This window comes from Arthrobacter sp. B055-34 (assembly GCF_059090425.1).
In genome coordinates, this window is the sequence record NZ_JBNHFQ010000011.1 from 111,423 (window position 1) to 121,633 (window position 10,211).

The window sequence follows — 10,211 nt, forward strand, 5'->3', positions numbered from 1 at the left end:
CCCCCGATGACCGAAGCAGTTCTTCCCGCAACCGGGCAGGCGGGCGCCCGCCTGCCCGGCATTCCGGCGCCGGACCGGCAGCCGGCGGTGCTGGCGCGCCTCGCCGCGGCCGGCGTGGCCGCGGACAGTTCGCCGCGCCGGCTCGCCGAGTACTCCTATGACGCGTCCAACTACCGCGTACCTCCGCTGGCCGTGGTGTTCCCGCACAGTGCGGACGACGTCGCCGCCGTGGTGGCCGCGTGCCGGGAAACCGGCACGCCGCTGATCGGGCGCGGCGGGGGAACCTCGATGGCAGGCAACGCCATCGGCCCCGGCGTGGTGCTGGACTTCTCCCGCCACATGAACCGGATCCACACCATTGACGAGGCCGCGGGCACCGTCGACGTCGATCCCGGCGTGGTGCTCGCCGTCCTCTCCCGCGAAGTGGAGAAGGCCACGGGCGGCAAATTCACGTTTGCCCCGGACCCGTCGTCGAAAACCCGCGCCACCGTGGGCGGGGCGCTGGGCAACGATGCCTGCGGAAACCACTCCGTACGCTACGGGCGGACCTCTGACCACGTGGTGGAGCTCGACGTCGTTACTTCCGACGGCGCTCGGCTCACCGCCACTGCCACCGGGCTGCGCGCCACAGATCCCTCGGACAAGGCCTCGGCGGCCCGAGCCGCCGCACTCACCAGTTCACTGCAGGAGCTCGCGCACAGCCATCTGGCCGACTTCCGCATGGAGCTCGGCCGGATCCAGCGCCAGGTCTCCGGCTACCACCTGGCCAACCTGCTGCCCGAAAACGGCTTCAGCGTCGCCCGCGCGCTGGTCGGTTCCGAGGGCACCTGCGCCATCGTGACCCGGGCGCGGATGAAGCTGGTGCCCAAGCCGGCGAGCGCACTGCTGGTCTGCCTCGGGTATGCCGACGTGGTCGAGGCAGCCCGTGATCTGGAAACGATTCTTGAGTTTTCCCCCGCGGCGGTGGAGGGTATTGACGAGGCCATCGTCGACACTATGCGATTCCGCCGCGGCGAAGACGCCGTCCTCGGGCTGCCCGACGGCAAGGCCTGGCTGTACGTGGACCTGGACGGCGAAGATCCGGACGAGGTCGTCGCGGAAGCGGACCGGCTGCTGGCCCGGCTCAAGGAGAACGGCCGCCTGGTTGACGGCCGCGCGGTCCCCGACACCACGGCACGCGCTTCGCTCTGGCGTGTCCGCGAGGACGGCGCCGGTCTCTCCTCCCGGCTCTCCACCGGCGGCGAATCCTGGCCCGGCTGGGAAGATTCCGCCGTCGCGCCCTTGAAACTTGCCGACTACCTGGCGGATTTCCGCGAACTGCTGGCCGAGTTCGGTCTGCAGGGCGTGATGTACGGGCACTTCGGCGCCGGCTGCATGCACATCCGCATCACCTACGATCTGCGCACTGAGGAAGGCCGGGAGGTCTTCCGCCGCTTCTCGCGCAGGGCTGCCGAACTGGTGGTCCTGCACGGCGGCTCGCTCTCGGGCGAGCACGGCGACGGCCGCGCGCGTTCGCAGCTGCTCCCGGTGATGTACTCGCCGCGCATGCTCGACGCGTTCAGCGCGTACCGGCGGATCTGGGACCCGGTAGGCATCCTCAACCCGGGATCGCTGACGGACCCGGACCCGATCCATGAGCACCTCGCCCTCGAGGGCGTGCCGCAGCGGCAGTGGCGCACCAGCTTCGACCTGCGCCCGATCGGCAGCGGCGGCGGCTCAACGGCCGAGACCGACAGCCCGTCCGACGCCGGCGGCAGCGGCACCGACCCTTGGGTGCACGCGGTCCAGGGCTGCATCGGCGTGGGCAAGTGCCGCACCGATACCGGCGGCGTCATGTGCCCGAGCTACCGCGCTACCCGGGACGAGAAGGACTCCACCCGCGGCCGCGCCCGCGTCCTGCAGGACATGGTCCGCGGCGCCCGCACCGTTGAGGAAGGCTGGAAGTCCGAGGAGGTCCGCGAGGTCCTCGACCTGTGCCTGTCCTGCAAGGCCTGCTCCAGCGACTGCCCTGTCGGCGTGGACATGGCCACCTACAAGTCCGAGTTTTTCGACCACTACTACAAGGGGCGGCTGCGCCCGCTCTCGCACTTCTCGCTCGGCTGGCTGCCGCGCTGGCTCAAAATCACCGGCCGCATTGCGCCGCTGGTCAACATAGTGCTGGCCACTCCGCTGGGCAAACTGGCCGCGGCGCTGGGCGGGCTCACCACCCGCCGCGCCCTGCCGAAGTTCGCCGGTGTGCTCGACTGGCAGCGCGAAGTTGCCGCCGCCGGCGTCCTTCCTCCGTGGAATTACGACGGCGGTGCGCGGCGCCGCTCGTCCGTTACTGCGGCTTCAGCGGGTTCGGCGACGGATGACCGTCAGGTTGCGGAGGCCGAGTCCGGCGTCGTGCTTTTCGTCGATACCTTTACCCGCGGCTTCCGTCCCGAAGTAGCCGGCGCCGCAGCACGGGTGCTGACCGGCGCCGGGGAACGCACCGAGTGCTCGGCGGACGCCTGCTGCGGGCTGACTTGGATTTCCACCGGACAACTGGATACCGCCAAGAAGCTGTTGGGCAAGGCTGCCGAAGCGCTCGACGACGGCACGGACCGGCCGATCGTCGTCGTCGAACCCAGCTGTGCCGCGGCCCTGCACAAGGATCTGCCGGAGCTAGTGCACACCGAGCAGGCCCGCCGGGTGGCGGCCCGGGTGCGCAGTTTCGCCGCGCACGTCAACGAGCTCGCCGATGCCGGTTCGCTGCCTGCACCGGCCCGGGACCTGCCGGCGGAAGTGGTGCTGCAGACGCACTGCCACGAATACTCCGTCTTCGGCGCCGGGACCCAGCGCCGGGCGCTGGCCGCCGTCGGCGTTACCGGGGTAACCGATGCCTCCGGCTGCTGCGGCGTGGCCGGCAACTTCGGCTTCGAAAAAGAACACTACGACGTGAGCATGCAGGTCGCCGAGCATTCGCTGGCCCCGGCACTGCGAAACACCGACGCGGAAACCGTAGTACTTACCGACGGCTTCTCCTGCGCCATGCAGGTCAACCAGCTCGACAAGTCCAGACCCGGGCGCCATCTGGCGCAGCTCCTGGACCCCGGCAAGCCGTCCACCGGCCCCAAGACCGATCCCACTACCGACCTCGACTCTGAACCAATCAACAAAAAGGACCTCCCATGACCACTGAGACCACTTCCCCCGGCCGCACCTCCCAGCAGGCGCGCGACGCCGTTTCCCGCGTAAGCACGGGCGTATTTATCGACGGCGAATGGACTGAATCCGCCTCCGGCGCCCGCTTCAACGTCGTCAATCCCGCCACGGAAGAAGTCATCGCCACCGTCGCCGACGGCGGCCCGGAAGATGCCCAGCGGGCCATCGAAACCGCCGGCCGCGTGCAGAAGCAGTGGGCGAAAACCTCCCCGCGTGAGCGCAGCGAAATCCTGCGACGCGCCTATGACCTGATCATGGCCCGGCAGGACGAACTGGCCCTGATCATGACCACCGAAATGGGCAAGCCCCTCGCCGAGGCCAAGGGCGAGGTTGCCTACGCAGCCGAGTTCTTCCGCTGGTTCTCAGAAGAGGCCGTCCGGATCGGCGGCGACGTCACCACCACCGGCGACGGCAAGAACCGGATCTTGGTTTCCAAGGAACCGGTGGGCCCGTGCGTGCTGGTTACCCCGTGGAACTTCCCGCTGGCCATGGGCACCCGCAAGATCGGCCCCGCCATCGCCGCCGGCTGCACCATGGTGTTCAAACCGGCCAACCTGACCCCGCTGTCCTCGCTGGCACTGGTGGACATCCTGGTCGAGGCCGGGCTGCCCAAGGGCGTGGTCAACGTTGTCTGCACCACCAAGGCTTCCTCGGTGGTCTCCCCCTGGATGGCCAGCGGCATCGCCCGCAAGGTCTCCTTCACTGGTTCCACCGAGGTGGGTGTGAAGCTGCTGCAGCAGGCCTCCGAGCACGTCATGCGTTCCTCCATGGAGCTCGGCGGCAACGCACCGTTCATCGTCTTCGAGGACGCGGACCTGGACCGCGCGGTCGAGGGCGCTGTCGCTGCGAAGATGCGCAACATGGGCGAGGCCTGCACCGCGGCCAACCGGATGTTTGTCCAGCGTTCCGTCGCCGACGAGTTCGCACGCCGGCTCGCCGCCCGTCTTGGCGCACTCGCCGTGGGCGACGGCGCAGAGTCTGGCACCGACGTCGGACCCCTGGTGGAAGAGAAGGCTCTGGTCAAGGTCCAGGAACTGGTGGACGATGCCGTTGCCAAGGGCGCCACGGTGGTCTGCGGCGGCTCCCGGCCCGAGCGCCCGGGCTACTTCTACACGCCCACCGTGCTCTCCGACGTCAGCCCGGCCTCGGACCTGATGAGCCAGGAGATTTTCGGCCCGGTGGCGCCCGTGGTGCCCTTCGACACCGAGGAAGAGGTCACGCAGATGGCCAACGACACTCCTTGGGGCCTGGTGGGCTACGTCTTCACGCAGGACGTGGACCGCGGCTTCCGGATGGGCGACGCGCTGGAGGTCGGGATGGTCGGGCTGAACACCGGCATTGTCTCCAATCCGGCGGCTCCATTCGGCGGCGTGAAGGCCTCCGGGCTGGGGCGCGAGGGCGGCCGCGTGGGCATCGAGGAGTTCCTCGAATACAAGTACATGGCAGTACCAAAGAGCTGATTTTTCCGCAGCTCCGCTTCGCGGAGTAGCCGGCCGGGGCCAATGGGTCCAAACCCCTTGTACCCGGCCGCTACTCCTTGTATATTGTTGACAATCTACTAATTACTGTGACGTGGACCACCCACGCTTGCAAGGAGCTTCAGTTGAACGTAAACGGCACGGCCCGCATGCTCTTCACCGCCGAAGAGTATGCGGCACGCCTCGCAGCAGCCCGGCTGCGCATGGCTGAGCAGGGCCTGAGCGCCCTGCTCGTGACTGACCCGGCGAACATCTACTACCTGACGGGCTACAACGCCTGGTCCTTCTACACCCCTCAGTTGGTCTTCGTGCCGGCCGAGGGCGACATGATCCTCTTCAGCCGGCAGATGGACGCCAGCGGAGCCTTCCGCACCTCGTGGCTGCCGCCCGAGTGCATCGTCGGCTATCCGGAGAGCTACGTGCACCGCCCGCACATCCACCCCTTCGATTGGGTAGCCTTCGCCTTGCGCGAACGCCACCTGATTGCCCCGGCCGCCAAGGGCTGCGTGGGGCTTGAAATGGACTCCCACTTCTTCGCGCCGAAGGCCTACCGCGCGCTGGTCAACGCCATTCCCGAGTGGACGCTGGTGGACTCCTTTGAGCTGGTCAACTGGGTGCGGTCGATCAAGTCCCCCGCGGAAATCCAGCTGATGCACAAGGCCGCCGTGATCACCAACAACGCCATGGCAGCCGCCGAACAGGCCATCCGGCCCGGTGCCCGCAAGTGCGATATCGCCGCGGCCATCACCGAGGCGCAAATCCGCGGCACCGAGGAATTAGGCGGCGACTACACGGCGATCGTGCCGCTGCTGCCAACCGGCGAATCGGCCGACACCCCGCACCTAACCTGGAGCGAGGACCGGCTGAAGGACGATGAGCCCGTCGTCGTCGAACTTGCCGGGGCCTACCAGCGCTATCATGTGCCGCTGAACCGCACCTTCTCGCTCGGCCAGCCCTCCGCCGAGCTCAGCCGCCTCGCCGATGCCACCGGCGAGGGCCTGAACGCCATGCTCGACGTCATCCGCGCCGGCGTTCCCGTGCGCGAGGTCGCGGCCGTCTGGAACCGCACCATCTTCGAGTACGGCTACGAGAAGGACTCGCGGCTGGGCTACTCGATCGGCGTCGGCTTCCCGCCGGACTGGGGAGAGCGGACCATCAGCATCCGCAGCGAAGAAGAATCCGTCCTCGCCGAAAACATGACCTTCCACCTGATCTGCGGCATGTGGATGGACAACTATGGCTACGGCCTCTCCGAATCCATCCGCGTAACCGCTACCGGGGTGGAGACGTTCACCACCTACAAGCGCGGCCTGCTTCCCATCAACAGCTAGGAAACTCTCTTATGTCATTCCGGGATCTCCCCCTCGCCGAACGGGCCGGCCACCTCGTCGGATCGGTCATCGATTCCAGCACCTCGCTGCTGGCCAAGCAGACACACGACATCGTCCGGTTCGCCATGGGTGCGCCGGCGGAAGAAGCCGTGCCCGTGGAGCTGTTCAACAGCGTTCCCGCGGCCGTCTACGACGCGACTTCCTACACCTACGGCGCCACCGAGGGCGAACCGCACCTGCTCGATGCGCTGACCGATTATCTAGCAACGACGGCGGACCCCACCGCGCGCGAGCGCATCACCATTACCTCGGGCGGCATGCAGGGCCTGGACCTGGCCTGCAAGATCTTCGTGGACCCGGGCGACCTGGTGGTGGTGGAAAGTCCCACCTACACCAACGGCTCCGCCACGGCCATGAGCTACGGCGCCGAGCTGCTCGAAGTACCGGTCGACGACGACGGCATGATCATCGACGAGCTGGAAGCACTGGTGGCCGCCTCGGGGCGCACGCCGAAGGCCATCTACACCATTCCGAACTTCCAGAACCCCTCCGGCACCACGCTGTCGCTGCCCCGCCGCAAACGGCTACTGGAACTCGCTCACAGCTGGAACTCGGTCATCATCGACGATGACCCGTACGGACTGCTGCGCTTCGAGGGCGAAGACCTGCCCACGTTCAACCAGCTCAGCCCGAACGACCCGCTGATCTTCTCGGTGCGCACTTTCTCGAAGATTTTGGCTCCCGGCCTGCGTGTGGGCTGGGTGGAAACGGATCCCGAGCTCCAGCGCCTGGTCATCAACGCGAAGCAGGCCATGGATACCTGCACCAATGTTCCGGCCCAGCACCTGGTTGCCGAGTTCATCCTGCGCGGCGGTCTCGACGACCACCTGACCTGGCTCCGCCGTGAGTACCACAGCCGCAAGGAGGCCATGCTCGCCAGCATCGACCGCCACTTGGGCGAGCGGGTGCGGACTACCAACCCCGACGGCGGCTTCTTCCTCTGGGTCACGCTGCAAGGCGAGGACGCGAAGATCAATTCGCAACGACTGTTCGAAATTGCCCTGGCGGAAGGCGTGGCCTTCATTCCGGGCCCGGCCCTGTCCCCCACCGGACGGTTCACGGACGCTTTCCGGCTCTGCTTCGCGTCCTGCACGCCGGAGCGGATCGAGGTTGGCATCGAACGCCTGACCAAGGCCATGGACAAGGCGAGGTCAGAACTGCCCGTCGGCACGGCTGCCTCCTCCGGAGCGCGGTAGATGGCGGCCGCTCTCGGCGTCAACGCGGACGCCCAGGCACCCAGCCGGGACGAACAGGAAGTCCTCGACCATATCCGGCTCGATGAGATCGTCGCCTTGACGGAAAAACTGGTTAATGCCGCCGGTGAGAACCCGGGCGGCACCGAGCTCGCCACGGTGGCCGTGCTCGAAGCCGAGGCCACGCGCCTCGGCTTCGAGGTGGATATTCAGGCTGTGGCTCCGGACCGCCCGAACATTCTCGTGACGCTCCTTCCGCCGGACAGGAAATCGACACTCGGACCGGGCCTGATGTTCCTAGGCCACTCGGACGTCGTCCCGGCCGGGCCCGGCTGGTCCCGACCGCCCTTCGAAGCCGTAGTAGCAGACGGCCGGTTGTACGGCCGCGGCGCCACGGACATGAAGGGCGGACTGGCAGCAGTTGTCGGTGCGATGGCCGCATTGAAGCGCTCCGGCGTCGTACTTTCCGGTCCTGTCACCCTGGTCTGCACCGTGGACGAAGAGGATCTCGGCCTGGGCATCCGCGCCCTGACGGCCGGTGGATTGCCGCACAGCTACCTCGGATGCGTGGTGGCCGAGCCTACCGATATGGAAACCGTCATCGCCTGCCGCGGCGACAGCTACATAGAACTTGAAATCACCGGCAAGCCGGCGCATTCAGGCCGCCCCGCGGATGGGCGCAACGCGATCAGCGCCGCCGCCAGGATCTGTGAATTGATCAGGGTAGACCACGAGGCGATGCAGCAGTATCAGGATCCGCTGCTGGGCAGCGGCACCTGGAATGTCGGGCGTGTCGAAGGCGGGGAAGGCACCTCGATGGTGGCGCCGTCCTGCCACATATCCGTGGACCGCAGGCTCATGCCCGACGATAATCCCGAGGACATTCTGGCCAGCCTGCTGCACCGGATCAGTGAAGCCGGTATCGATACGGACGGCATCAGCGTCGACGCCGAACTGACCATGCAAATGCCCGGCTTCCGGACTCCGGAGGATCACTCGCTGGTCTCTACCGCTGTGAACAGCGTGCTGGCCGCCGGTGGGGAGACCCGTATCAGCGGGTGGACTGCAGCCTGCGACGGCGGCTTCATCGTCAGGGACTTCGGTATTCCGGCCATTGTGCTGGGGCCGGGCGGTTTGAATGACCAAGCCCACCAGATTGATGAGTCCGTAGGGCTGGCCGAACTTATCACAGCCACACGTACTTTCGCATTGTTGTGCCTGCGCTCCCTAACGCATACGGTCAACGACATGCCGGATTCGAAAAATTCGCTCCTAGAAGGAGAACGACCGTGACCCGTTCCGAGCCAATACGAAATGATCATCCGGAGCAGCAGCTCGCGCCCGGATCCGAGCCAACGACGCCGGAAGCCAAGAAAACGCTCCACCGCGCCATCCTCGGTTCCGCCCTCGGTAATGCCGTGGAATGGTTCGACTACGGTGTCTACGGCTACCTCACCATCTACATGGCCGTTAACTTCTTCGGCTCCGAAGCCGGCGACGGCGGCCTGGGCGTCACGCTGACGCTGGCCACCCTGGCGCTGTCCTTCCTGGTCCGGCCGCTCGGCGGTATCATCCTTGGGCCACTGGGCGACAAGGTGGGCCGGCAGAAGGTCATGGTCCTGACCGTGCTGATGATGACACTGGCCACCGGAGCCATCGGCCTGCTGCCCACGTTGAGCACAGTGGGCGTTCTCGCCCCGATCCTGCTGCTCGTCTGCCGCCTTGTGCAAGGCTTTTCCGCCGGCGGCGAGTACGGCGGCGCTGCCGTCTACATGGCCGAGTCCGCGCCGGACCGCCGCCGCGGCTTCCTGGGTTCCTTCCTGGAGTTCGGAACCACCGTGGGCTTCATGCTTGCTGCCGTTGTCTGCACCACACTGATTACGCTGGTGGGCGACCAAGGCATGGAGGATGGTTGGTGGCGCCTGCCGTTCCTGCTCACCATCCCGCTCGGTCTGACGGCCCTGTGGATCCGGACCCGACTGGGCGAGGCCCCTGTCTTCTCCGAGGCTTCCGAGCACGCCGAGACCACCCGTTCCCCGCTGCGGCACGTGCTGGTCAACAACTGGCGGCAGATCCTGGTCCTGGCCGGTTTCGTTGTCCTGCTGAACGTGGCGTTCTACCTGATCCTCGGCTACATGCCCACGTACCTCAGCGGCCAACTCGGACACAGCACGGCGCAAGGCAACTGGATGCTCGTGGCGATCATGGCGCTGATGCTCATGGCGATCCCGCCCATGGGAGCGTTGTCCGACCGCATTGGACGAAAGCCCTTGCTACTCGTGGCAGCCGGTGGCTATATGCTGCTGTCCGTCCCGTCGATCATGCTGCTGGGCACGCCCAGCCTGCTGCTGCAGTTCCTCGGCCTGGCGGTGCTTGGCATCCTGTTGGTGATTCTGGTTTCGTCTGTCTCCTCAACTCTGCCGGCGCTGTTTCCGACTTATGTCCGTTACAGCGGCTTCGCCATCGGCTACAACTTCTCCACTGCGTTCTTCGCAGGGCCGTCGCAGACCGTGGCTAACCAGTTGATCGAGACGACCGGCAACCAGCTGGTTCCGGGCTGGTATATGGCAATAGCGGGACTCATCGGTTTCATCAGCATCCTGTGCATGCGCGAAACTTCGCAGGCCACTTTGCGTGGTGAGGCGATTCCGGGGATACCGGAATCTGTGGGTGCACCGAAACCCATTTATGTTGAGCAGAACCGCGAGGATGCCGAGGCCCGTCGGGCGAGCTACCAAGCCTAGGCGAGTATTCGTTACGTCCTTGACCTCAAAGCGGGGCTCCGGGTTCCGGAGTCCCGCTTTGCGTTTGCCGCTGCTGAAACGAACACGTTAACGAGAGAGGCTTAGGCTGCGCGGTAATAGAGGAAGTCGATGCGGCCGAGTGCCTGTTCGAAGATTGACACCGGCTCGCGTGTCTCGTCCGGTTGTTCTGTTGCCGGTGGTGTGCCGGGCAGTGCCGGT

General features: G+C 66.4%; 6 protein-coding genes. All 6 read left to right on the forward strand.

Annotation, left to right across the window (positions count from 1 at the left end):
* Window positions 1-6 precede the first annotated feature (6 nt).
* The 6 genes from AC5RWO_RS18850 to AC5RWO_RS18875 all read left to right on the forward strand — a co-directional run bounded on the left by AC5RWO_RS18850 (window position 7) and on the right by AC5RWO_RS18875 (window position 9,992).
* On the forward strand, window positions 7-3,156 hold the full coding sequence (locus AC5RWO_RS18850) for an FAD-binding and (Fe-S)-binding domain-containing protein (RefSeq protein ID WP_498733073.1): 3,150 nt from the start codon (window positions 7-9) through the stop codon (window positions 3,154-3,156).
* Complete coding sequence (locus tag AC5RWO_RS18855) at window positions 3,153-4,646, forward strand: NAD-dependent succinate-semialdehyde dehydrogenase (RefSeq protein ID WP_498733074.1); 1,494 nt, start codon at window positions 3,153-3,155, stop codon at window positions 4,644-4,646. The genes AC5RWO_RS18850 and AC5RWO_RS18855 overlap by 4 nt, the downstream gene beginning before the upstream one ends.
* A 167-nt stretch (window positions 4,647-4,813) precedes the next feature.
* Complete coding sequence (locus AC5RWO_RS18860; RefSeq protein ID WP_498733086.1) at window positions 4,814-5,995, forward strand: M24 family metallopeptidase; 1,182 nt, start codon at window positions 4,814-4,816, stop codon at window positions 5,993-5,995.
* An 11-nt stretch (window positions 5,996-6,006) separates the two neighbouring features.
* On the forward strand, window positions 6,007-7,251 hold the full coding sequence (locus AC5RWO_RS18865) for an aminotransferase-like domain-containing protein (protein WP_498733076.1): 1,245 nt from the start codon (window positions 6,007-6,009) through the stop codon (window positions 7,249-7,251).
* Window positions 7,252-8,541, forward strand: a complete 1,290-nt coding sequence (locus AC5RWO_RS18870) for a M20 family metallopeptidase (RefSeq protein WP_498733078.1) — start codon at window positions 7,252-7,254, stop codon at window positions 8,539-8,541.
* Window positions 8,538-9,992, forward strand: a complete 1,455-nt coding sequence (locus AC5RWO_RS18875) for an MFS transporter (protein ID WP_498733080.1) — start codon at window positions 8,538-8,540, stop codon at window positions 9,990-9,992. The genes AC5RWO_RS18870 and AC5RWO_RS18875 overlap by 4 nt, the downstream gene beginning before the upstream one ends.
* Window positions 9,993-10,211 lie beyond the last annotated feature (219 nt).

Bases quoted from the DNA above. Each gene is read 5' to 3' on its own strand.
- AC5RWO_RS18870 (WP_498733078.1), top strand. From the start codon at position 7,252: ATGGCGGCCGCTCTCGGCGTCAACGCGGACGCCCAGGCACCCAGCCGG.
- AC5RWO_RS18850 (WP_498733073.1), top strand. From the start codon at position 7: ATGACCGAAGCAGTTCTTCCCGCAACCGGGCAGGCGGGCGCCCGCCTG.
- AC5RWO_RS18865 (WP_498733076.1), top strand. From the start codon at position 6,007: ATGTCATTCCGGGATCTCCCCCTCGCCGAACGGGCCGGCCACCTCGTC.
- AC5RWO_RS18860 (WP_498733086.1), top strand. From the start codon at position 4,814: ATGCTCTTCACCGCCGAAGAGTATGCGGCACGCCTCGCAGCAGCCCGG.
- AC5RWO_RS18855 (WP_498733074.1), top strand. From the start codon at position 3,153: ATGACCACTGAGACCACTTCCCCCGGCCGCACCTCCCAGCAGGCGCGC.